Here is a 21728-nt window from a genome sequence, read left to right on the forward strand (position 1 = left end):
GATGGTAGTGACATTCCGGCGCCGAACCTGAAGCTGACCCCCTTCAAACCGCGTCGAGCGGGAACACCGGCCTGCGCACCTTGCTGAACGGGAACAGGCTGTAATCCGAACTGGTGACACCCGGGCTGTCGCACTCCACCAGCGCGGCCGAGAGCGGTTCGAACACGGGCCGGCAGTACATGCGCGACTTGAGCAGCAGAAAGCGTTCATTCCGCGGATCGAGCCCCGCGCACTCGAAGACGCCGATGTCCCACGGCTCCTGCGTGCGCTCGGTCACCACGATGCGCGCGGTGCCGATGTCGAACAGCACCGTGCGCCCCATGCTGCTGCGCTGGCCGGTGTAGGTGGGGCCGGTGATCACGTACTCGCCGTCGCTCACGGTGCGCACCGTGCCCGTGAGCCGCACCGACGTCTTCTTCAGCCCGATGCCCTCGAGCGAGACCTTGTTGCCCAGCGCCACCGTCACCTCGGCGCCCTCGCCCGCCGCGACGAGCTGCGCCACGGCCTCCGGATCGCACAACGGCCCCACGCCGATGCCGTGCAGGCCCTGCGCGAGCGCTTCCTGCAGCACGTCCATGGTGTCGCAGCTGCCGCCCGACATGCAGTTGTCGCCGTGGTCGAGCAGCAGCACCGGTCGCGTCGCGCCCTCGGCGATCAGCTTCGCGCGCGCGACCGACTCCGCCAGCGGCTCGCTGCGGTAGACGAAGGCCTCGCGCTCCGCCCACATCTGCGCGGCGATGCGGTCGGCCGTGGCCTGCGCGCGCTCGGGCGAATGCGCGTCGACGACGATCACGCTCATGCACGGCGCCTCGATGTCCGACAGCGAGAAGCCCGCCAGGATCGACACCGCCAGCGACTCCGACTTCTCGGCCTCGCACGCCGCCTCGATGGCGCGCTTCATCGCACCGGTGAACGAGGCGCTGCGCAGCGTGTGCGCCATCAGCGGCAGCCGGTGCCAGCGCATCGCCGGCCTGCTGCGCCCGGCCAGCAGGTCGAGCAGCAGGCGGCCGGCATGCTCGCCGGTTTCGTACATGTCGACGTGCGGGTAGGTCTTGAAGCCGACGATGACGTCGGCGTTCTCCACCATCGCGGGCGTGACGTTGGCATGCAGGTCGAGCGCCACACCGACGGGCACGCCCGGCGCCGCCGCGCGCAGGCGCACCAGCAGGTCGCCTTCGCCGTCCACGCTGTTCTGCGCCACCATCGCGCCGTGCAGGTCGAGCAGGATGGCGTCGCAGCCCGGCGCCGCATCGACGATGCGCTGCGTCAGCAGGGTGTAGGCCTGCGCATCGACCGGCCCGCTCGGATTGGCCGAGGCCGACACCGGCGTGACGACTTCCGCACCCGCCGCTTCGGCCAGGTCGATGAAGGCCGACATCGCGGTGCGCATGCCCTTGTTGTCGCGGTAGGCCTGCTCGCCGAAGGTCGGGCCATCGGGCCCGAAGGCCGCGAGCGGCGTGGGCACCGGCGAGAAGGTGTTGGTCTCGTGGTTGAGGCGTGCGATCAGTACTTTCATGGTCATTGGGCAAACTTTCCGCCGCTCGCCAGCATGGTGATGTCGCCGAAGCTGGAGCCGTTGCGGTTGTCGGGTTTGAACGCAAGCGCGTAGCCGCCGAGGTCCATGGGCACAGATGTCTCGATGGTCCGCCTGAGCGAGTCCGTGGTGATCGGCCCCTTCACGCGCTGAAGCGCCTCCGCGAACGCCTTGGCCGTGATGTAGCCCTCCAGGCCCAGGTAGGAGCCCTCGCCCTCGCTGCCCGCGCTCCTGCGCGCTCGCTGGTATTCGTCGACGATGGGGAAGCGGGTCTTCCAGAACGGCGGCATCACCTGCGACAGCACGATGCCGCGGCTCTTCTCGCCCAGTTCCTTGTAGAGCAGGAAGGAGCTGGCCACCGAGTTCGTGTAGATCTGCGGATGCACCGGCGCCGCCACCAGCGCGCGGATGACGTTGATCGCCGGCATGCCCGCCGCGATGACGTACACCGCCTGCGCCCCGCTGGCGATGACCTGCTGCGCGGTGCGCGACGGCTCCTTGTCCTGCGGATCGAAGCGCAGCGTCAGCACCGGGGACAGCCCGTTCTTCTGCAGCGCCTCCAGCGCATCCTTCTCGATGCCCTTGCCATACGCGTCGTCGCTCGACACGACGGCGATGCGCACCACGCCCACCGTCTTCAGGTGGTTCATCACGCGGTGCACCTCGTCGGCGTACGACTCGCGCACGTGGTAGATCGGCACCTTCGGTCCGCGCAGCACGGCCGCGCCGGTCAGTCCGCCGAAGATGAAGCTGTCGTACTTCGCCGCGACCGGCACCATGGCCGCGCCGATGCCCGTGCCCATGGTGCCGAAAAGGCAGACCACGCGGTCGGTGCCGAGCAGCTTCTCGGCGTTGGCCGCGGCCTTGTCGGGCGCATAGACGTCGTCGTAGGTGATCATCTTCACGGGCCGCCCGCCGATGCCGCCTGCCTTGTTCAGCTGGTCGAACAGCAGCTTCTGCCCTTCCATGAACGCGAGGCTGTTGGGCGCCAGCGGGCCCGTCAGCACGGCGGACTGGCCGACGAGGATGGGCTCGGCGGCCGGCGCCGCGGCAGTCCAGGCGAGGGCCAGCGCCGCCAGGGCGAGGCGCCACGTCTTCACGATGCGACTCCCGCGCTCTGCAGCATGGCCTGCAGCAGCACGTTGCAGCCGGCTTCGAGATGGTCGGGCTGCGCGTCCTCGATCTCGTTGTGGCTGATGCCGTCGAGGCAGGGCACGAAAATCATCGCCGTGGGGCACACGCGCGCGAGGTACACCGCGTCGTGGCCCGCGCCGCTGATCACGTTCATCCAGGTCATGCCCTGCGCCTGCGCGGCTTCGCGTACGGCGGACACGAGCTTGGGAGTGAAGGGCTGCGGCTGGAAATACACGACCTGCTCCACCGACATCTCGACCTTGCCCTTCGTGGCGATGCGCTGCACGGCTTCTTTCAGCTCGGCATCCATGGCGGAAAGCACCACGTCGTCGGCCGCGCGCAGGTCGACGCTGAGCTTCGCGCGGCCCGGGATCACGTTGCGCGAGTTTGGATAGTTGTCGATCCAGCCGACCGTGCCGCGCCCATGCGGCGCGTGGGCGAGCGCGATGCGGTTGACCTCGATCACGAGTTCGGAGGCGGCCAGCAGCGCGTCCTTGCGCAGCTCCATCGGCGTGGGGCCGGCGTGGGCTTCCATGCCCTGCACCACCACGTCGTACCAACGCTGGCCCAGCGCGCCCTCGACGACACCGATCACGCGTTCGTTGGCCTCGAGCACCGGGCCTTGCTCGATGTGCGCCTCGAAGTACGCGCCCACGGGCGACGCGGCAGCCGAAGCCGGCGTGCTGCCCGCGTAGCCGATGGAAGCCAGCGCCTCGGACACGCTCACGCCGTCGTTGTCGCGCTGCACCAGCGCATGTTCGAGCGTGAAGGCGCCCGCGAACACGCCCGAGCCCATCATCACGGGCACGAAGCGCGAGCCTTCCTCGTTGGTCCACACCGCCACCTCGATCGGCGCCTCGGTCTCGACCTTCGCGTCGTTCAGGCTGCGGATCACCTCGAGCCCCGCGAGCACGCCGTAGTTGCCGTCGAACTTGCCGCCCGTGGGCTGGGTGTCGATGTGGCTGCCGGTGGTAACGGGCGGCAGCGCGTTGTTGCGGCCGGCGCGGCGCGCGAAGATGTTGCCGATGGCGTCCACGCGCACTTCGCAGCCCGCCTCGCGCACCCAGCGCACGAACAGGTCGCGGCCCTGGCGATCGAGGTCGGTCAGCGCAATGCGGCAGACACCGCCTTTCTCGGTGGCGCCGAGCTGCGCCAGTTCCATCAGCGAGTTCCAGAGCCGCTGGCCGTCGATGCGGAGTTCGGTGTGTGAGTTTTTCATGGCTGTTTCAGGAAGATGGAGGAAAGGACTGCGGGAAGCCTCAAGCAAGGCCCACGCCCAGATAGCGGTCTTTCACCTCGTGGTCGGCCATGAAGGCGTCGTTGCCGGCCTCGTGCACGATGACGCCCTGCTCCACGATGTAGTGGCGGTCGGCCAGCTGCACGCAAACTTCGAGGTTCTGCTCGACCAGCAGGATCGCCACGCCGGCTGCCTTGATGGTCTTGAGCTGGGCGACGATCTCCTCGACGATCACCGGCGCCAGTCCCTCGACAGGCTCGTCGAGGATCAGCAGGCGCGGGTGGTTCATCAGCGCGCGGCCGATGGCCAGCATCTGCTGCTCGCCGCCCGAGAGCTGCCCGCCGCCGTTGCGCCGCCGTTCCTTCAGGCGCGGAAAGATGCGGTAGATGTCGGCCAGCTGCCACGGCGATTCGCGCCGCAGGCCGAGCATCAGGTTCTCTTCCACGGTCAGCAGCTTGAAGATGCCGCGGTGCTCGGGCACCAGGCACACGCCGCGCGTGGCAATTCGGTGCGGCGCCAGGCCCGCGATGTCCGCGCCCTGGAAGCGAACGCGACCGCCGGTGGGCGTGACCGCGCCGGCAATGCTCTTGAGCGTGGTCGACTTGCCCGCGCCGTTGCGGCCCAGCAGCGTGACCAACTCGGCCTCGCCCACGGTCATCGACACGCCCTGCAGCACGTGGCTCTTGCCGTAGTGGGCGTGCAGGCCCTCGACTTCAAGGATGTTGTTCTTCATGCCTTGCCCCCCGTGATCATGTTGCCCAGGTAGGCGGTGCGCACGCGCGCGTCGGCGCGGATGTCGCCCGGCAGCCCCTCGGCCAGCACACGGCCGAGCTGCATCACGGTCACGGTGTCGGAGATGTCCATCACGATGTTCATGTTGTGCTCGATGAGAACCACGGTGTGCCCGTCGCGCAGGCCGCGGATGAGCTGCTTCATGTCGTCGAGGTCGTCGATGCCCATGCCCGACGTCGGCTCGTCGAGGAAGATCGCTTTCGGCCTGGCGGCCAGCGCCATGCCCACTTCGAGGCGGCGCTGCTGGCCGTGCGAGAGCTCGCCGGCCGCCGTGTTCGCCAGCCGTTCCAGTCCGATGCGCTGCAGCACCTCGTCCACGACCTGCGTGCGGGCCAGTTCGCCGACCGGTGCGCGCCAGCAGTTCATGGCCTGGCGCGGCGAGATGCCCTGCGCCGCCACGCGCAGGTTCTCGCGCACCGACAGGCTCAGGAACAACGCCGTGACCTGAAACGAACGCGCCATGCCGCGCTGCACTCGTCGGTGATCAGGCTCGCGCGTGACGTCGTGGCCGTCGAACAGGATGCGCCCGCCCGTGGTCATGCCGGTGCCGGTGAGCATGTGGAACAGCGTGGTCTTGCCCGCGCCGTTGGGGCCGATCACCGAGTGCACGGTGTTGCGCCGGATCTTCAGGTCGACCCCGCCGAGCGCGGCGAACTTTCCGTAGTGCTTGGTGACGCCGGTGGCTTCGATGAGTACGTCGCTCATGCTTTCTCTCCTTGCGCGGCGGGCGCGGCCGGAGCCGCCGGCGTCCTGCGGAAGATGCGTTTCCAGACGCCCTCGCCCACCCCCCAGAGCCCGCGCTGCATGCCGATGCTCACGCCGATCAGCAGCAGGCCCAGCAACAGCAGCCAGCGCGGCCACAGCGTGGAGAGCCAGTCAGCCAGCAGCACGTAGAAGGCCGAACCCAGCACCGAGGCGAACAGGTTGCCGGTGCCGCCGATCACGGTGATGACCAGGATCATCTCGCTCGTGTGGTACTCGGCGTTCGACAGCGGCGCGATGCCGGTCATCATGGCGTGCAGCCCGCCCGCGAGGCCGGTGACGGCGCCCGAGATCACGAAGGCCAGCAGCTTGAAGCGCTTCAAGTCGTAGCCCACGGCGGCGGCGCGGTCCTCGTTGTCGCGGATGGCGAGCAGCGTGCGGCCGAAGATCGAGTCGGTCACGCGCAGCAGCAGGCCGAAGGCGATGAGGAACATCACGGCCACGAAGGCGTAGTACTTCCACGGCGTGTCCATGAAGCCGGGGCGCGGCACGTCGAGCAGGCCGTTGTCGCCACCCGTGAGGTCGGTGGCGGTGTAGGCGATGAAATAGAACATCTGCGCGAAGGCCAGCGTGAGCATCACGAAGTAGGTGCCGCGCTGGCGGATCGCGACCCAGCCGACCACCGCCGCGCCGAGCGCGCCCATGGCCACTGCCGCGGCCAGCGCGAGCGGCATGGGCAGGTGCAGGCGCGTGAGCAGGATGGCGATGGTGTAGCTGCCCAGCCCGAAGAAGATGCCCTGCCCGAAAGAGAGCAGCCCGGTGTAGCCCAGCAGCAGGTTGCAGCCCAGCGCGGCCAGCGCGTAGATGAGCACCTCGCTCGCGAGCGAACCCGAGCTCAGCACCAGCGGCAGGCCCAGCACCGCGATGAGTGCCAGGAGGAAAGTGATTTTTCTCGGCATGGCGCGTCCGTTCATGCTTTGCGGCCGAGCAGGCCATGCGGGCGCAACAGCAGTACTGCCGCCATTGCGATGTAGACCATCAGGCTCGCGCCCGGCGGCCAGATGGTGCTCATGAGGCTCTGCACGATGCCGATCAGGAGGCCGCCCACGAGCGCGCCGCCGAAGCTGCCGAGCCCGCCGATCACCACGACCACGAAGGCCACGGCCAGCGCCTCGACGCCCATGAAGGGTTCCGCGCCGCGGATGGGCGCGGCCAGCACGCCGGCCAGCGCCGCCGTGGCCGCGCCGAGCGCGAACACCAGGCTGAACACGCGGAACACGTTGATGCCGAGCAGCGACACCATCTCGGTCGATTCGCTGCCCGCGCGCACCGCGCTGCCCAGGCGCGTGCCCTCGAGCACCCACCACAGCAGCACCGCGAGCACGGCGGTGAACCCGATCACGAAGAGCCGGTACTTGGGGTAGACGAAGGCGCCCCACATCACCACGCCCTGCAGCAGGTCGGGCGTGGCCACGCTGTTGCCCAGCGGGCCCCAGAACACGATCACGATCTCCTGCACCGCGAGCGCGAGGCCCACCGTCACGAGGATGTGGAACTCATGCGCCTTGGCATACACGCGGCGCAGCAGCAGCTTCTCGGCCAGCCAGCCCAGCGCGCCCACGAAGAGCGGCACCAGCACCAGCGCGAGCCAGAAGTTCATGCCCCATTGAAGGGCCTGGAAGCAGAGATAGGCGCCCAGCAGGTAGAAGGCCCCGTGCGCGAAGTTCACGAAGCGCAGCAGGCCGAACACGATGGACAGGCCGACCGCCAGCAGGAAATACAGCATGCCGATGCCGATTCCGTTGATGGTCTGTAGCAGGTAGACGGACATGGGAGTCGAGGGGTACGCGCAGGTACGTGCGGGCGGACCGGAGCCCCGCCGCACCCAGAGCGGGTGCGAGCGGAGGCACCGGGCCGGGCGGCGTCAGGCCAGCTTGCAGCCTGTCTTGTCTACGGCGAGGAAGGACTTGCCGGAACTCACCACGTCTACGTAGTCAGCCGCATCCTTCATCTTCGACTTGGCCTTGCCCTTGAGCAGGTAGTAGTCCTTGATGACCTGGTGGTCGGCCTTGCGGATTTCCTCGCTGCCGGTGAGACCGTCGAACTTCATGCCCTCGAGCGCGGCGATCACCGCCTTCTGGTCGACGGAGCCCGCCTTCACGATGCCGTCGATCAGGATCTTGGTGCAGATGTACGAGCCGGCGAGGCTGTAGTTGGGCACGATCTTGAGCTTGTCGGCGGTGCGCTTCACCAGGTCCTTGTTGAGCGGCGTGTCGGCCGTGTGCCAGTACTGCGCGCCGAAGTAGACGCCGTCGCACAGGTCGGCGCCCAGCTCGTCGAACTGCTCGAGCCCCGAGGCCCAGGCCATCAGGATCGTCATGTTCTTGTGCATGCCGAAGCTCACGGCCTGGCGCAGCGCGGCCGACGACTGCGCACCGAAGTTCAGCAGCAGCAGCACGTCGGGCTTGGCGGCCATGGCGTTGGTGAGGTAGCCGCTGAACTCCTTCTCGGTGAGCGAGTGGTAGCTGTTGCCCACGTGCTCGATGCCCTTCTCCTGGAAGATGTTCTTGGCCGCGCTCAGCAGGCCGTCGCCGAACACGTACTGCGGCGTGATCGTGTACCAGCGCTTGGCCTTCGGCATCGAGGCGATCAGCGGGCGCACCGTCTGCTCGATGGCGCCGAAGGTGGGCACCGACCAGCGGAAGGTGGCGGGGTTGCAGTCCTTGCCGGTGATCTCGTCGGCACCTGCGGTGGTGATGAAGAGGCCGCCGGCCTTCTCGGCTTCCTTGCCCATGGCCAGCGCTTCGGACGACAGGATGCCGCCGGCGAAGAATTTCGCGCCCTGCTGCTGCGAGGCTTCCTGCACCTTGCGCACGGCGGTGGCCGGCTTGCCTTCGGTGTCGAGCACCGTGTAGGCCAGCGGACGCTTCAGCACGCTGCCGTACTGCTCGATGGCCAGCTTCATGCCCAGGTCGGCGAACTTGCCGTTGGCCGCGAAGGCGCCCGACATCGGGACCGGGCAGCCGAAGCGGATCGCGTCCGCCGATTGGGCAAAGGCCGCGCGGCCGCCCAGGAGCGAGGCGGGAGCGGCCGACAGGGCGGCCAGCTGAAGAAGTTGTCTGCGTTGCATGAGTTCTCCGGTCGTGGTGGGGAGTAAGGAAAAGGGATGCCTGCGATCGCGGCGAATTTAAGCGGATAAATTGGATTAATATGCTGGTAAAAACCCTCTAGCAACAGCCGTGCCAAAATCTGCGGCGCTCCCCTTGGGGCCCAATACCTGCTTACAGGTCACCTTCTGTTTTTCCATCGCTCCGAACGCATGAATTCGTCTCCATCTGATCGTGAAATGCCGCGGAACCGGCTTTGCCGGGCCGCTGGCATTGCCCCCGGCGAGGGGGTGGGCGAAGCGACACGAAGTGCGCGCAGCCTGGGGGTGAGCGAATGAAAGTGGGGCAGAACCGCCCGAAGCGGCAAAAGCTCTCGGACGTCATCGTCGAAGACGTCAAGCGATGGATCGTGGCGGAGCGCAAGCAGCCCGGCGACCGGCTACCGAACGAGAAGGAACTGATCGAGCTCTTCGGCTATTCGAAGAGCACGGTGCGCGAGGCGCTGAAGGCGCTGGAGGTGCGCGGCCTGATCTCCATCCGCACCGGCCCCGGCGGCGGGGCCTACCTGCAGCAGGTGTCGGTCGACCATGCGTCGGAGCCGCTGCGCAACTTCCTGCACTTCCATCACCTCGACGGCCATCACATCTACCAGCTGCGCAAGGCGCTGGAACCCGAACTGGCGGTGAGCGTGGTGGGCCGGCTCACGCCGGAGCAATTCGAGAAGCTGGAAGAAAACGTGCGGCTCTGCACGGTCGAGCCGACCAGCGAGGACGAATTGCGCATCCAGCGCGAAGCCGAACTGGCCTTTCACACCATGCTGGCGGAAAGCTGCCCCAATCCGGTGCTCTCCTTCATGTGCCGCTTTCTCAACGACCTGCTGCGCGACCTCGTGGTCTACAAGAAGGCGCTCGACCATCACCACTTCGGCGAGGCGAACGTCGACTACCACACGCAGCTGCTGGCGGCCTACCGCAAGGAAGACGCCGACGAGGTGCGACGGCTGATGACAGAGCACATGGTCGATGCCGAGCAGCACATGCACGAGATGGAAGCGCACATCGGTGCCAAGCACCTGCTGCTGCCGAGCAGCCCGCGCTGACTTCCACTACTTCTTCTACTTCCGGTGCGCCTGCTCCAGGCACTCCTGGAACGCCAGCACCGCCCGCGACGGCTTCGGCGAGCGCCGCAGCAGGCTGACGAAGCGGCACGCATAGTTGAAGCGCGCCGGCAGCACCGCCTTCATGAGCCCGCGCTCCTCGAACACCTGCGCGTAGTGATCGGGCAGAAAGCCCAGGAAGCGCCCCGAAAGAATCAGCGTCGCGATCGCCTCCTGGTCGAAGCCGGTGGCCATGCGCGACAGCTTCGCGCGGTGGCTCAGCTCCATGTTGGGCGAGTGGTAGCCCAGCCCCGCGAAATGGTGCTCGCGCAGCCTGGTCCAGGTGAGCTTGTCGTGGCTCACGCCAAAGAGCGGATGCCCCGCGCCGCAGTACAGCAGCATGGTCTCGTCGAACAGGTCGGCGTACACGAGGCTCTTCGATGCGCGGTGCGCCGGGATGATGCCGATCTGGAAGTTGCCCTCCAGCACCCCCTGCTCGATGGCGTTGATCGAGCCCACGTGCACGGCCAGCTTCACCTCGGGTGCAATCTCGGTGAAGCGGGCAATGGCTTCGCCGATGTGCGCCTGCGGGTTGGTCGCGGTCTTGTCGAACAGCGCCACGTCGAGCTGCCCGCCCATGCGGTTGTGGATGTCGTCGATGCTGCCGCGGAAGGCGTCGACCGAGGCCAGCAGGCGCAGCGTCTCGTCGTACACGCGCTGCCCCTCGGCCGTGAGCGCGAAGCCCGCCCTGCCCCGCCGGCACAGCACCAGCCCGAGCCGCGTTTCCAGGTCCTTCACATGGCGGCTCACGGTGGAAGTGCCGATGTTCAGTTCCAGCTCGGCGGCCGCCATGCCGCCGCAGTCGACCACGCTCTTGAACACCTTGAGCAGGCGCAGGTCCATGTCGCTGAGCTGCCCCAGAACGGCGCGGTTGCGGGCACCGCTTTGGGTACCGGCTTGGGCTTTGGCCTTTACTTGCATAAAACGTCAAGTGAACATTGATATTGCGCCATTCTCCACACTGAAGGCTCTACCAACAATCGGCGCATCCCATCACCCCGGAGCCCGCCCTGCGCGGGAAACGCCATGACCATCGCAACGCCCGCCATCGAACCGACGCCCACCGTGCGCACCGACGCCGCCTGGCTCGACGCGCACTGGATGCCCTACACCGGCAACCGCAACTTCAAGGCCGATCCGCGCATCGTCGTGGAAGCCAAGGGCGCCTACTTCACCGACGCCGACGGCCGCAAGATCTTCGACGGCCTCTCGGGCCTGTGGTGCTCGGGCCTCGGCCACGGCCGCCCCGAGATCACCGAGGCGGTGAGCCGCCAGATCGCCAAGCTCGACTACTCGCCCGCCTTCCAGTTCGGCCACCCGCTCTCCTTCGAGCTGGCCAACAAGATCAAGGACATGACGCCCGCCGGCCTCGACTACGTGTTCTTCACCGGCTCCGGCTCCGAAGCCGCCGACACCTCGCTGAAGCTGGCGCGCGCCTACTGGCGCACCAAGGGCCAGGCGAGCAAGACCCGCCTGATCGGCCGCGAGAAGGGCTACCACGGCGTCAACTACGGCGGCATCTCGGTCGGCGGCATCGCGGCCAACCGCAAGCTCTTCGGCCAGGGCGTCGAGGCCGACCACCTGCCGCACACGCAGCTCGCCTCGAATGCCTTCACGCGCGGCATGGCCGACAACGGCGTCGAGCTGGCCGACCGCCTGCTCGACATCATCGCGCTGCACGACGCGTCGAACATCGCGGCCGTGATCGTCGAGCCCTTCGCCGGCTCGGCCGGCGTGGTGATCCCGCCCAAGGGCTACCTGAAGCGCCTGCGCGAGATCTGCACCGCCAACAACATCCTGCTGATCTTCGACGAGGTCATCACCGGTTTCGGCCGCTGCGGCGCGCTCACCGGCGCCGAAGCCTTCGGCGTGACGCCCGACATCATGAACATCGCCAAGCAGATCACCAACGGCGCGCAGCCGATGGGCGCCGTGGTTGCCAGCAAGGACATCTACGACACCTTCATGGCGGCGGGCGGCGCCGACTACATGCTCGAGTTCCCGCACGGCTACACCTACAGCGCACACCCGGTGGCCTGCGCCGCCGGCATCGCCGCGCTCGACGTGCTGCAGAAGGAAAACATGATCGGCCGCGTGCAGGCGCTCGCACCGCACTTCGAGAACGCCGTGCACAGCCTCAAGGGCAGCAAGCACGTGACCGACATCCGCAACTACGGCCTCGCCGCCGGCCTCACCATCGCAGCGCTGCCGGGCGAACCCGCGCGCCGCCCCTACGAGATCGCGATGAACTGCTGGAAGAAGGGCTTCTACGTGCGCTACGGCGGCGACACCATCCAGCTCGCGCCGCCCTTCATCTCGGAGAAGGCCGAGATCGATCGCATGGTGAATGCGCTGGCGGACGCGCTGGCCGAGACGGCCTGATTCACAACCGGCGACAAGCGCGGGTCAGGCCTTGTCGGCCTTGCCCGCGGCGTTCGCCAGCTTGCTGAGCATGCGGTCCACCAGCCACGGCTGCCGCTGCTCGTCTTCCGCGAGCTCCTTGCGGCGGATCGCGTTGCGCACCACGATCGATCCCACGTAGCGCATCGGCTCGGGCGGAAAGTAGCCGAGCGGGCCGTGCGTGAGCGGGCTCCGCGTCCATGCGTTGTCCTGGTCGAGCACCAGCGACGACAGGATCTGCCCACCCATGTAGGTCGGCCCCACGCCGTTGCCCGAGTAGCCGAAGCCGTAGTAGATGTGCGGTGCGCCGTCGAGCTTTCCGAAGAAGGGAAAGCCGGTGACCGAGCGGTCGGACGGCCCGTTCCAACTGGCCGTGATCGGCGTGCCCCGCAGCGCGGGGAAGAAGGAATGCAGCGCCTTCGTCAGCTCGGCTTCGTACGGCGAGCGCTCGTCGAACACTTTTTCCATGCGGCCGCCCCGGGCGAAGGTGTTGCCGCCCTTGCCCAGCATGACGCGCCCGTCGACCGTGCTGCGGTAGTAATAGACGAAGGTGCGCGAGTCGAGCACCGAAACGCCGTCTGTCAGGCCGATCTGCCGCAGCAGATCGGGGCAGCGCTCGGTGATGACCATGTCGCTCGAAACGATGGCGATGGTCCGCTCGAACCGGGGAAAGCTGCTGGCCATCCACGCGTTCATCGCGAGCACCAGCTTCTTCGCCCGCACGCTACCGGCCGGGGTGCGCACGACCACCGGATGGCCTGCATCGAAATCCAGCATCGGCGTGCGTTCGTGAATACGGACGCCCATGGCCAGCGCCACGCGCCGCAGCCCGCGCACCAGCTTGCCCGGATGCACGGTGGCGGCGATGGGCGAATACACGCCCGCCAGGTTGCGGGCGGAACCCGAGCGCCGCGCCACCTCGTCGGGCGGCAGCGTCCTGTAAGAGTGGATGCCGCGCGCCTCCAGCGCCTGCATCATCGGATCGAGCGTGCCGATCTGCGCCTGCGAGGTGGCGGTGTAGAGCGTGCCGTCCAGCCGCAGTTCGGCATCGATGCCGTGCGCGGCACAGAAGTCCGCGATGTGGCCGACGGCCGCTTCGGACGCCTTGACGAGGCGCACCGCCTCGTCCTCGCCGAACAGCCGGCGCAGCGTGAGGAACTTGGCCGACCAGGTGAGCAGGCAACCGCCGTTGCGGCCGCTCGCGCCGGCACCGCAAAGATCGCTCTCGATGATGACGATGTCGAGCGCGGGCGCCTGCAGCTTGGCCTGGATGGCGGTCCACAGCCCGGTGAAGCCGCCGCCGACGATGCAGACATCGGCGCTCTGTTCACCCTGCAGCGCGGGGGCGAGGTCGCCGTCGTTGAAGAGCGCCTGTTCGATCCAGAAGGGACGCATCAGGCACCTCAGGCGGCAAGGGCCTGCCGGTGCCCGGCCGCGCAGGTTTCGAGATGGCGCACGAAGTGGTCGAGGCCGGGCGTGCCGGCATCAGCCAGCTTGGCGGTGTCGTCCCAGCGCCGCAGGCGAACAGCATCCATCGCGTGGGGCAAGGCCTCGAAGGCCATGGCCTGCGCCTCGTCGAAGACGCCGCCCTGCAGCTGCAGGCTGCGCTTCGAGTCGGGCGACAGCGCTTCGAGGTACCCCGGCACGCGCGCGCACAGGTAGCGCTTGGCATCCACGTGCAGGCGGATCGGCTCCAGCGTGGCGGGGCCAAACAGCGCGCGAAGAAAAGGCAGGCACCGGTACTGGTGCAGGTCGTCCAGCCCCTGCTGCGTGGGCGTGCCGCCGAAGTCGTGCAGCAGGTGGCCCAGGTCGTGCAGCAGCGCCGCTGCGATCAGCGCGCTGCCGGCGCCCTCCTGCTCCGCCAGGTGCGCCGACTGCAGCGCATGCTCGAGCTGCGTGACGGGCTCGCCGTCGTACTGCGCGTGGCCCTTCGATTCGAAGAGGCCGATGATGTCGGGAATGCTCAGGCTCATGGTTACCAGGGCAGCGAGTAGGTCTTGGTGTTGGTGAAGCTCTTCATGGCCTCGAGCACGCCTTCCTTGTAGCCCAGGCCCGAGTCCTTGATGCCGCCGAAGGGAGTGAGCTCGAGCCGGTAGCCCGGCACCTCGCGCACGTTGACGCTGCCCACGTTGAGCTCGCGCACGAAACGCGTGATGTAGTCGAGCCGGTTGGTGCAGATCGAGGACGACAGGCCGTAGGCCGTGCCGTTGGAGATGCGGATCGCTTCCTCGATGTTCCTGAAGCGGATCACCGGCGAGACCGGCCCGAAAGTTTCCTGCTTCGCCACCGTCATCTCGGGGTCGACCCGGTCGAGCACCGTGGGCGAGTACGACGCGCCGTTGCGCACGTTGCCGACGAGCAGCCTCGCGCCGCCTGCAATGGCCTCGTTGACCACCGATTCGAAATGCTTCGCCGCCGCCTCGTCGATCACCGTGCCGACGTCGGTGGCCGGGTCCATCGGGTCGCCGTGCCTGAGCGAGCGCGTCTTCTCCACCAGCAGTTCGACGAAGCGGTCGGCCACCGCCTCGTGCACCAGCATGCGCTTGATGGCCGTGCAGCGCTGGCCCGAGTTCTTGTAGGAGCCGCTGGCGGCCAGCGTCGCGGCTTCCTCGACGTCGGCGTCTTCCATGACGATGATCGGGTCGTTGCCGCCCAGCTCCAGGATCTGCCGCTTGTAGGCCGCCTTGCCCGCGATGTACTTGCCGATGGCCACGCCGCCCGTGAAGGTGACGAGATCGACATCCGCATGCGTGAGCATCTCGTCGGCGATCTCGCGCGGATCGCCCGTGACCACCGACAGCATCTGCGGCGGCAGGCCCGCCTCGTACAGGATGTCGGCCAGGATGAAGGCCGACAGCGGCGTCTTCTCGCTGGGCTTGAGCACCATGCGGTTGTTGGTGGCAATCGACGGCGCCACCTTGTGGATCACCTGGTTCAACGGGTGGTTGAACGGCGTGATCGCGGTGATCGCGCCCTGCAGCGGCTCGCGCAGCGTGTAGACCTTGCGACTCTTGCCGTGGTGCGTGAGGTCGCAGGAGAACACCTGCCCGTCGTCCACCAGCGCCTGATTGGCGGCGAACAGCAGCACGTCGGAGGCGCGGCCCACTTCGTACAGCGAGTCCTTGCGGCACAGGCCCGACTCGAGCGTGATGACGCGCGAGATCTCGTCCAGCCGCGAGGCGATGATTTCGCCCGCGCGCATGAGGATCCGGTAGCGCTCGTAGCGCGTGAGCGTCGGCTTGTAGTCGCGCGCGATCTTGTAGGCAACGCGCAGGTCTTCCAGCGTGGCCTTGGGCACGGTGGCGATCACTTCGCCGGTGTAGGGGTAGGTGACCTCGATCGTGCGGTCGCGCCAGACCTTTTCTCCGGCGATGCGCAGCGCTTCCTTGTGAACGATGCCTGGCTTCAACAACGTAGCTTGGCTCATGGGGTGCTCCGGGGCGTTCGGTTATTGCGCGTGGTTCAGGGCCAGGTCGAGCGCGTCGAAGTTGCGCAGGCGGCGGTCGGCGGCGATGCCGGTGACGGGCCGGTTGCAGATCAGCGGCACGCGCTGCTCCGAGACGCCGCCGTGCGAGCGCAGCGGCACTTCGAGCGCCGACAGGTCGTGCCGGCTGGCCGAGGTGCCGATGACGGTGTTGCGCTCGCTGACGACCACGATGTCGCCGATGCGGTCGGGCGGCAGCTCGAAACGCCGCGCCGCGTCCTTGCGCGAGAGCACCAGCTCCATGCCCGGCAGGCCCTGCATCCGGTCGATCCAGCCCGGCACGCGGGCCTCGTCGGGTGCGTACACGGTGGCGAAGGAGCCCAGCGCGCCGTGGTGCACCACGTAGGGGTCGGTGATGGGCAGGATGACGCGCGCCTCGTCCTGGCCGTACCAGTCGTCGAGCACGTCCTGCAGGTAGATGACCTTGGGCGCGCCCTGCGCGTCGTGCTTGTCGTTCATGCCGTGGTCGGCCGTGAGCACGATGGTGGCGCCGAGCGCGTCGAGCCGCGCGAGGTAGCCGTCCATCATGGCGTAGAAGGCGTTCGCGGCGGGGCTGCCGGGCGCGGCCTTGTGCTGCACGTAGTCGGTGGTCGACAGGTACATCAGGTCGGGGCGGCGCGACTCCATCAGCTTCACGCCGGCTGCGAACACGAACTCCGACAGCTCGGCGCTGTAGACCGAGGGCACTGGCATGCCGACCATCTCGACGACACCGTCGATGCCGTTTTCCGCGATGGTGGCCTCATCGGCCTTCTCGGAGGAAAAGCAGATGCCCTTCATGCGGTGGCCCAGCAGCTTGCGCAGCTTGTCCTTCGCGGTCACCACCGCGAGGCTGGCGCCCGCGTCGGCGAAGGCGGCGAGCACGGTGCCGGCGCGCAGGTACTTCGGGTCGTTCATCATCACTTCCTGGCCGAGCTCGCGGTCGAAGAAGTAGTTGCCGCAGATGCCATGCACGGCCGGCGGCGCGCCGGTGACGATCGACAGGTTGTTCGGGTTGGTGAACGAGGGCACCACGCAGTCGGCCAGCAGGTCGGCGCCGGTCTTCCTCATGCGATCGATGTACGGCGCCACGCCAGCCGCGATGGCCGCGTCGAGGTAGGCCGGCTCGCAGCCGTCGACGCACACGACCACCACGGGTCGGCTCATCCAGCGGTAGCTGCGGGCATTGACTTCGAGTGTCTCCGGTGTCATTTCAGACTTCCTTTTGAGGTGGGTTGTTCGATGCGGTCGCCGCGTCCGTGCCGGCGCGGCCGAAGGCCTTGTGCATGCGCGCGCGGCTGCCCGCCACGTGCTGGCGCAGCGCGCGCCCGGCCGTGTCGGGGTTGCCGCTGGCAATGGCGTCCACGATGTCGCGGTGCTCGTCGGCCGACACGCGCAGGCCGCCGCCGCTGTCGAGCGCGCGCATCCGGAAAAGATGCAGCTCCTTGACCAGGCGCTTGTAGGTTTCCGTGAGCTTCTTGCTGCCGGCCGTGTCGAGCAGGATTTCGTGGAACTGCAGGTTGAGCTGCGCGTACTGCTCCACGTCCTGCGCCTGGGCCGCCGAGCGCATGGCGTCCAGCATGGCGCGCAGCCGCTCGACAGCGTCGGGCTTGATGGCGAGCGCCACGCGCCGGCCGATGATTTCTTCCAGCGCCTCGCGCAGTTCGTAGATTTCGTCGGCTTCCTCGAACGCGATCTCGCGCACGAAGACGCCACGGTTCTTTTCGTTGCGCACGAGGCCGGCCTCTTCCAGCGCGCGCAGCGCCTCGCGGATCGGGCCGCGGCTGGTGTTGAAGCGCTGGGAGAGCTCGCTCTCGTTGATGCGGCTGCCCACGGGGAGCTCGCCGGTCATGATCAAACGCTCGATTTCTTCCTGCATCAGCATCGGCAGCGAGCTGGACTGGAGAAACGCGAGGGCGGCGGAGTGATTGCTGGTGACCATGGGGCGTATTTTCCCGAGGAATTGAAAACTGTCAACAATTTTTTATTGACAGTCTTAAGTCATCAATCTACATTGCCTTCACCGGACCTTGGGACGCCACGCGCCGGAGCCCGCCACTCACTCACCCCTGTGACAGCAAGCCACTTCAGGAGAAACAAGATGACGATGAAACAAAGCACGCGCCGTCTCGCGGCGGCCCTGTGCGTCACGGCGCTAGGCCTCATGGCCGGCGCCGCCTGGGCGCAGAAGACTCCCCTCCTGGTCTACACGGCGCTCGAGACCGACGCCATGAAGCTCTACAAGGACGCCTTCGAGAAAGCCAACCCCGACATCGAAGTGAAGTGGGTGCGCGACTCGACCGGCATCGTCACCGCCAAGCTGCTGGCCGAAAAAGCCAACCCGCAGGCCGACGTGGTGGCCGGCCTGGCCGCCAGCAGCCTCGCGCTGCTGCAGCAGGAAGGCATGCTCCTGCCCTACGAGCCCAAGGGCTTCAAAGACCTGAACCCCGCCTACTCCGACAGCGCCCGCCCGCCGGCCTGGGTCGGCATGGATGTCTGGGCGGCAACCATCTGCTTCAACCGCGTCGAAGCCCAGAAGCTCGGCCTGCCCAAGCCCGAGAGCTGGAAGGACCTGACCAAGCCCGTCTACAAGGGCACCATCTCGATGCCGCACCCGGCCTCCAGCGGCACCGGCTATCTCGACGTGTCTTCCTGGCTGCAGAACATGGGCGATGCCGAAGGCTGGAAGTACATGGACGCGCTGCACCAGAACATCGCCCAGTACGTGCACTCCGGCTCCAAGCCCTGCAAGCAGGCCGGCGCGGGCGAGTTCCCGATCGGCATCTCGTTCGAGTTCCGCGCGCACCAGGTCAAGAAGTCGGGCGCGCCGGTCGACCTGATCTTTCCGAAGGAAGGCCTGGGCTGGGACATCGAGGCCACCGGCGTCATGAAGACCAGCGCAAAGCTCCCGCAGGCCAAGCGCTTCGCCGACTGGATGGCCAGCAAGGAAGCCAACCAGATCACCTCCACATGGTGGGCGGTGGTGGCCTACCCCGGCGTGGCATCGAAGCTGGAAGGCATTCCGGACAACTACGAGAAGCTGCTGGCGAAGAACGACATCAACTGGGCCGCGAAGAACCGCGAGCGCATCCTGGCGGAATGGAGCAAGCGCTACGAAGGCAAGGCCGAGCCGAAATAGGGCTCGCCCCAGGCTGCGCGCACTTCGTGTCGCTTCGCCAACCCCCTGCCGGGGGCGACACCTGCGGCCCGGCAAAGCCGGTTCCGCGGTGTCCCACGAATCGGTTCGACAGGCCTGTAGTCCCTCTCACAACCCGCGACGCCCCATCCTGAGGCGTGCGCCAACGACGAGTACGACAAATGGATATGACCGACACCAAGTTCATCGCCAGCCCGGTGCCCGCGAGCGCTCCCGCAGCGCTGGAGATCATCGGCGTTCGCAAGGACTTCGAATCCTTCAGCGCGCTGCGCGACGTGCACCTGCGCGTGAACCCGGGCGAGATGCTGTGCTTCCTCGGCCCCTCGGGCTGCGGCAAGACGACGCTGCTGCGCATCATCGCCGGGCTCGAGACGCAGACCGCCGGGCAGATCCTGCAGAACGGCAAGGACGTCTCGTGGCTGCCGCCGGACCGGCGCGACTACGGCATCGTGTTCCAGTCGTATGCGCTCTTTCCCAACCTGTCGATCGCCGAGAACGTCGGCTACGGGCTGGTCAACAGCCGCGCCCGGCGGGCGGAGATCAAGGCGCGCGTCGACGAGCTGCTGAAGCTCGTCGGCCTGCCGACCTCGGGCAACAAGTACCCGAGCCAGCTCTCGGGCGGCCAGCAGCAGCGGGTGGCGCTGGCCCGCGCGCTCGCCACGCGCCCCGGGCTGCTGCTGCTCGACGAGCCGCTGTCGGCACTCGACGCGCTGGAGCGCATCCGCCTGCGCGGCGAAATCCGAAGGCTGCAGAAGCAGGTCGGCATCACGACCATCATGGTCACGCACGACCAGGAAGAGGCGCTGTCGATGGCCGACCGCATCGTCGTCATGAACCACGGCGTGATCGAGCAGGTCGGCACGCCGATGGAAATCTATGAACAGCCGGCCACGCCCTTCGTGGCCGACTTCGTCGGCAAGGTCAACGTGTTGCGCTCGGTGGCGCTGGGCAACCACCGCTTCAGGGTCGGCGACATGGAGCTGCAATGCGACGCCTGCGACGGCGCCTTCGAGCCCGGCGAAGCCGTCAACCTCTACCTGCGCCCCGAGGACCGCGCGGTCGAGCACCTGCGCGAGGACACGGCCAACCGCCTGCGGGCGCTGGTCACCAAGGTCGAGTTCCTCGGCGGCCTGTGCATCGCGGAAGTGACGGCCGATGCACTGCACGGACAGACGCTCGGCCTGCACTTCTCGCTCAACCAGTTGCACGACCTCGACATACGGGAAGGCAACACCATCGACATCGCGCTGCGCGCCAACCGCATCCGCGCCTTCTCCGCACGCGCCCCGAAGCCATGAACACGCTGGCACGTCCCCGCCCCGCGTTCGCAGCGCGACCGGCCATGCGCTGGAGCCGCGACGAGACCATCGCACGGGCCATCCTGTTCGTGGTGATGGCGATGCTGTTCGTCTTCCTCATCGCGCCGCTGCTCACCATCCTCGCCCACGCGGTGCAGGACAGGGAAGGCCGCTTTGTCGGCCTCGCTCACTTCGTCACCTACTTCCAGACGCCCAGCCTGCTGCGCGCGGCGTGGAACTCGGTCTGGGTCGCGGCGGCGGTGGTGATGATCTCGGTGCCCGCCGCGTTCGTCTTCGCCTACGCGCTCACGCGCAGCTGCATGCCGGCGCCGCTGAAGGCGGTGTTCCGCCTCATCGCGCTGATTCCGCTGCTGGCGCCCTCGCTGCTGTCCGCCATTTCCTTCGTGCAGTGGTTCGGCAACCAGGGTGCGCTCAAGTTCCTGCTGGGAGGCGCATCGATCTACGGCGCGCCGGGGATCATCCTGGCCGAGGTCTACAACACCTTCCCGCATGCGCTGATGATCCTGCTCACCGCGCTGTCGCTGGCCGACGGCCGGCTGTACGAGGCGGCCACCGCGCTGCGCACGCGGCCGCTGCGGCAGTTCATGACCATCACGCTGCCCTCGTGCAAGTACGGCCTGATCAGCGCCGCGACCGTGGTCTTCACCTACGTGGTGAGCGACTTCGGCGCGCCGAAGGTGATCGGCGGCAACTTCAACGTGCTGTCGGTCGACGTGTTCAAGCAGGTGGTGGGGCAGCACAACTTCTCCATCGGCGCGGTGGTGGGCATGCTGCTGCTGATTCCCTCGATCGTTTCCTTCGTGATCGACTACGTGGTGCGGCGCAAGCTGAAGGCGCAGCTCACGGCCCGCTCGGTGCCCTACAGCCCCAAGCGCCGCAGGCTGGCCGATCCGCTGCTGGCGCTGTTCTGCACGCTCGTGTGCGGCCTGCTGCTGGCCACCATCGGCATGGCGGTCTACACCTCGCTGATTTCGCTCTGGCCCTACGACCTTTCGCTCACGCTCAAGCACTACCACTTCGTGCTGGTGGAAAGCGACATGGCCGCAGCCTACGGCAACAGCCTGATGGTGGCCATGGTCACCGCCGTGGCCGGTTCGCTCATCGTCTTCGTCGGCGCCTACCTGATCGAGAAGACGCGCAACCTGGGCCTCATGCGCAAGGGCATGCACCTGATGGCGGTGCTGTCGATGGCGGTGCCCGGCCTGGTGCTCGGGCTGGGCTACGTGATGTTCTTCAACCATCCCGCCAACCCGCTGAACTTTCTCTACCAGACGATGGCGATCCTGATCATCTCGATGGTCGTCCACTACTACACCTCGAGCCACCTCACGGCGGTGACGGCGCTCAAGCAGATCGACAACGAGTTCGAGGCCGTGTCGGCCTCGCTCAAGGTGCCGTTCTTCAAGACCTTCCTGCGCGTGACGGTGCCGGTGTGCCTGCCGGCCATCCTGGACATCGGGCGCTACTTCTTCGTGGTGTCGATGGCCAGCCTGTCGTGCGCCATCTTTCTCTACACGCCCGAGAACATCCTCGCATCGGTCGCGATCATGCACCTGGACGACGCCGGGGACATCGGCCCGGCCGCGGCGCTGGCCAGCCTGATCGTCGTCACCTCGACCATCGTGTGCATCGCCTACTCGCTGCTGACGCGCGTGCTGCTCGCGCGCACGCAGGCCTGGCGCAACCTGGGCCGCGGCTGAGCGGCCAGTCCCTTCTTCCTCATTCCC

Annotated in this window: 19 protein-coding genes; 5 read left to right on the forward strand and 14 right to left on the reverse strand. The window is 67.4% G+C overall.

Going from position 1 to position 21728, the window contains the following annotated elements:
* Window positions 1-43 precede the first annotated feature (43 nt).
* From EJO71_RS04155 to EJO71_RS04190, 8 genes are all read right to left on the reverse strand, one after another.
* Window positions 44-1516, reverse strand: a complete 1473-nt coding sequence (locus tag EJO71_RS04155) for a M81 family metallopeptidase (RefSeq protein ID WP_125948065.1) — start codon at window positions 1514-1516, stop codon at window positions 44-46.
* A gap of 2 nt (window positions 1517-1518) precedes the next feature.
* Window positions 1519-2634, reverse strand: coding sequence for an ABC transporter substrate-binding protein (locus tag EJO71_RS04160; protein WP_164546770.1), 1116 nt, complete (start codon window positions 2632-2634; stop codon window positions 1519-1521).
* Window positions 2631-3887: a Zn-dependent hydrolase gene (locus tag EJO71_RS04165; RefSeq protein WP_125948005.1), complete on the reverse strand. Its 1257-nt coding sequence runs from the start codon at window positions 3885-3887 to the stop codon at window positions 2631-2633. The genes EJO71_RS04160 and EJO71_RS04165 overlap by 4 nt, the downstream gene beginning before the upstream one ends.
* Window positions 3888-3927: 40 nt before the next feature.
* Entirely contained in the window at window positions 3928-4638 is a 711-nt protein-coding gene (locus EJO71_RS04170; protein ID WP_125948004.1) for an ABC transporter ATP-binding protein, read from the reverse strand.
* The gene (locus EJO71_RS04175; protein WP_125948003.1) at window positions 4635-5402 is read right to left on the reverse strand and encodes an ABC transporter ATP-binding protein; all 768 of its coding nucleotides are present in this window, start codon (window positions 5400-5402) and stop codon (window positions 4635-4637) included. The genes EJO71_RS04170 and EJO71_RS04175 overlap by 4 nt, the downstream gene beginning before the upstream one ends.
* Window positions 5399-6358, reverse strand: coding sequence for a branched-chain amino acid ABC transporter permease (locus tag EJO71_RS04180; RefSeq protein WP_125948002.1), 960 nt, complete (start codon window positions 6356-6358; stop codon window positions 5399-5401). Before EJO71_RS04180 ends, EJO71_RS04175 begins: the two co-directional genes overlap by 4 nt.
* An 11-nt stretch (window positions 6359-6369) precedes the next feature.
* Window positions 6370-7230, reverse strand: coding sequence for a branched-chain amino acid ABC transporter permease (locus tag EJO71_RS04185; RefSeq protein WP_125948001.1), 861 nt, complete (start codon window positions 7228-7230; stop codon window positions 6370-6372).
* Between the two features lie 93 nt (window positions 7231-7323).
* The gene (locus EJO71_RS04190; protein WP_125948000.1) at window positions 7324-8529 is read right to left on the reverse strand and encodes an ABC transporter substrate-binding protein; all 1206 of its coding nucleotides are present in this window, start codon (window positions 8527-8529) and stop codon (window positions 7324-7326) included.
* A gap of 311 nt (window positions 8530-8840) precedes the next feature.
* Between EJO71_RS04190 and EJO71_RS04200 the strand changes: the two genes are divergently transcribed.
* Window positions 8841-9605: a FadR/GntR family transcriptional regulator gene (locus tag EJO71_RS04200; RefSeq protein WP_125947998.1), complete on the forward strand. Its 765-nt coding sequence runs from the start codon at window positions 8841-8843 to the stop codon at window positions 9603-9605.
* A 15-nt stretch (window positions 9606-9620) separates the two neighbouring features.
* Here EJO71_RS04200 and EJO71_RS04205 read toward each other — a convergent pair whose 3' ends face one another.
* A complete protein-coding gene (locus EJO71_RS04205) occupies window positions 9621-10583 on the reverse strand; it encodes a LysR family transcriptional regulator (RefSeq protein ID WP_125947997.1) in 963 nt (320 codons plus the stop codon).
* A gap of 105 nt (window positions 10584-10688) precedes the next feature.
* Between EJO71_RS04205 and EJO71_RS04210 the strand changes: the two genes are divergently transcribed.
* Window positions 10689-12044 (forward strand): aspartate aminotransferase family protein, encoded by a 1356-nt coding sequence (locus tag EJO71_RS04210; RefSeq protein WP_125947996.1) that lies wholly within the window; start codon window positions 10689-10691, stop codon window positions 12042-12044.
* A gap of 24 nt (window positions 12045-12068) precedes the next feature.
* On the opposite strand, the gene EJO71_RS04215 is transcribed toward EJO71_RS04210, so the two are convergent.
* From EJO71_RS04215 to EJO71_RS04235, 5 genes are read right to left on the reverse strand one after another with little or no spacing between them, the layout of a single operon-like run.
* On the reverse strand, window positions 12069-13457 hold the full coding sequence (locus EJO71_RS04215) for an FAD-dependent oxidoreductase (RefSeq protein WP_125947995.1): 1389 nt from the start codon (window positions 13455-13457) through the stop codon (window positions 12069-12071).
* 8 nt (window positions 13458-13465) lie between these two features.
* Window positions 13466-14035: a phosphonate degradation HD-domain oxygenase gene (locus EJO71_RS04220; protein WP_125947994.1), complete on the reverse strand. Its 570-nt coding sequence runs from the start codon at window positions 14033-14035 to the stop codon at window positions 13466-13468.
* A gap of 2 nt (window positions 14036-14037) precedes the next feature.
* Window positions 14038-15489, reverse strand: coding sequence for a phosphonoacetaldehyde dehydrogenase (gene phnY, locus EJO71_RS04225; protein ID WP_125947993.1), 1452 nt, complete (start codon window positions 15487-15489; stop codon window positions 14038-14040).
* A gap of 21 nt (window positions 15490-15510) precedes the next feature.
* Complete coding sequence (gene phnA, locus EJO71_RS04230; protein ID WP_125947992.1) at window positions 15511-16737, reverse strand: phosphonoacetate hydrolase; 1227 nt, start codon at window positions 16735-16737, stop codon at window positions 15511-15513.
* 1 nt (window position 16738) lies between these two features.
* Complete coding sequence (locus tag EJO71_RS04235) at window positions 16739-17467, reverse strand: phosphonate utilization associated transcriptional regulator (protein WP_125947991.1); 729 nt, start codon at window positions 17465-17467, stop codon at window positions 16739-16741.
* Between the two features lie 165 nt (window positions 17468-17632).
* Between EJO71_RS04235 and EJO71_RS04240 the strand changes: the two genes are divergently transcribed.
* The 3 genes from EJO71_RS04240 (at window position 17633) to EJO71_RS04250 (ending at window position 21701) form a co-directional block, all read left to right on the forward strand.
* Window positions 17633-18664, forward strand: a complete 1032-nt coding sequence (locus EJO71_RS04240) for a putative 2-aminoethylphosphonate ABC transporter substrate-binding protein (RefSeq protein ID WP_171022427.1) — start codon at window positions 17633-17635, stop codon at window positions 18662-18664.
* Between the two features lie 179 nt (window positions 18665-18843).
* Window positions 18844-19980: a putative 2-aminoethylphosphonate ABC transporter ATP-binding protein gene (locus EJO71_RS04245; RefSeq protein ID WP_125947989.1), complete on the forward strand. Its 1137-nt coding sequence runs from the start codon at window positions 18844-18846 to the stop codon at window positions 19978-19980.
* The gene (locus EJO71_RS04250; protein ID WP_125947988.1) at window positions 19977-21701 is read left to right on the forward strand and encodes a putative 2-aminoethylphosphonate ABC transporter permease subunit; all 1725 of its coding nucleotides are present in this window, start codon (window positions 19977-19979) and stop codon (window positions 21699-21701) included. Before EJO71_RS04245 ends, EJO71_RS04250 begins: the two co-directional genes overlap by 4 nt.
* Window positions 21702-21728 lie beyond the last annotated feature (27 nt).

Origin of the sequence: Variovorax sp. 679 (assembly GCF_003952185.1) — a bacterium.
GTDB lineage: Bacteria > Pseudomonadota > Gammaproteobacteria > Burkholderiales > Burkholderiaceae_C > Variovorax.

Excerpts from the sequence above, each read along its gene's own strand:
- EJO71_RS04155 (WP_125948065.1), bottom strand. The coding sequence starts at position 1,516 with ATGAAAGTACTGATCGCACGCCTCAACCACGAGACCAACACCTTCTCG.
- EJO71_RS04165 (WP_125948005.1), bottom strand. The coding sequence starts at position 3,887 with ATGAAAAACTCACACACCGAACTCCGCATCGACGGCCAGCGGCTCTGG.
- EJO71_RS04170 (WP_125948004.1), bottom strand. The coding sequence starts at position 4,638 with ATGAAGAACAACATCCTTGAAGTCGAGGGCCTGCACGCCCACTACGGC.
- EJO71_RS04175 (WP_125948003.1), bottom strand. The coding sequence starts at position 5,402 with ATGAGCGACGTACTCATCGAAGCCACCGGCGTCACCAAGCACTACGGA.
- EJO71_RS04180 (WP_125948002.1), bottom strand. The coding sequence starts at position 6,358 with ATGCCGAGAAAAATCACTTTCCTCCTGGCACTCATCGCGGTGCTGGGC.
- EJO71_RS04185 (WP_125948001.1), bottom strand. The coding sequence starts at position 7,230 with ATGTCCGTCTACCTGCTACAGACCATCAACGGAATCGGCATCGGCATG.
- EJO71_RS04190 (WP_125948000.1), bottom strand. The coding sequence starts at position 8,529 with ATGCAACGCAGACAACTTCTTCAGCTGGCCGCCCTGTCGGCCGCTCCC.
- EJO71_RS04200 (WP_125947998.1), top strand. The coding sequence starts at position 8,841 with ATGAAAGTGGGGCAGAACCGCCCGAAGCGGCAAAAGCTCTCGGACGTC.
- EJO71_RS04205 (WP_125947997.1), bottom strand. The coding sequence starts at position 10,583 with ATGCAAGTAAAGGCCAAAGCCCAAGCCGGTACCCAAAGCGGTGCCCGC.
- EJO71_RS04210 (WP_125947996.1), top strand. The coding sequence starts at position 10,689 with ATGACCATCGCAACGCCCGCCATCGAACCGACGCCCACCGTGCGCACC.
- EJO71_RS04215 (WP_125947995.1), bottom strand. The coding sequence starts at position 13,457 with ATGCGTCCCTTCTGGATCGAACAGGCGCTCTTCAACGACGGCGACCTC.
- EJO71_RS04220 (WP_125947994.1), bottom strand. The coding sequence starts at position 14,035 with ATGAGCCTGAGCATTCCCGACATCATCGGCCTCTTCGAATCGAAGGGC.
- phnY (WP_125947993.1), bottom strand. The coding sequence starts at position 15,489 with ATGAGCCAAGCTACGTTGTTGAAGCCAGGCATCGTTCACAAGGAAGCG.
- phnA (WP_125947992.1), bottom strand. The coding sequence starts at position 16,737 with ATGACACCGGAGACACTCGAAGTCAATGCCCGCAGCTACCGCTGGATG.
- EJO71_RS04235 (WP_125947991.1), bottom strand. The coding sequence starts at position 17,467 with ATGGTCACCAGCAATCACTCCGCCGCCCTCGCGTTTCTCCAGTCCAGC.
- EJO71_RS04240 (WP_171022427.1), top strand. The coding sequence starts at position 17,633 with ATGAAACAAAGCACGCGCCGTCTCGCGGCGGCCCTGTGCGTCACGGCG.
- EJO71_RS04245 (WP_125947989.1), top strand. The coding sequence starts at position 18,844 with ATGGATATGACCGACACCAAGTTCATCGCCAGCCCGGTGCCCGCGAGC.
- EJO71_RS04250 (WP_125947988.1), top strand. The coding sequence starts at position 19,977 with ATGAACACGCTGGCACGTCCCCGCCCCGCGTTCGCAGCGCGACCGGCC.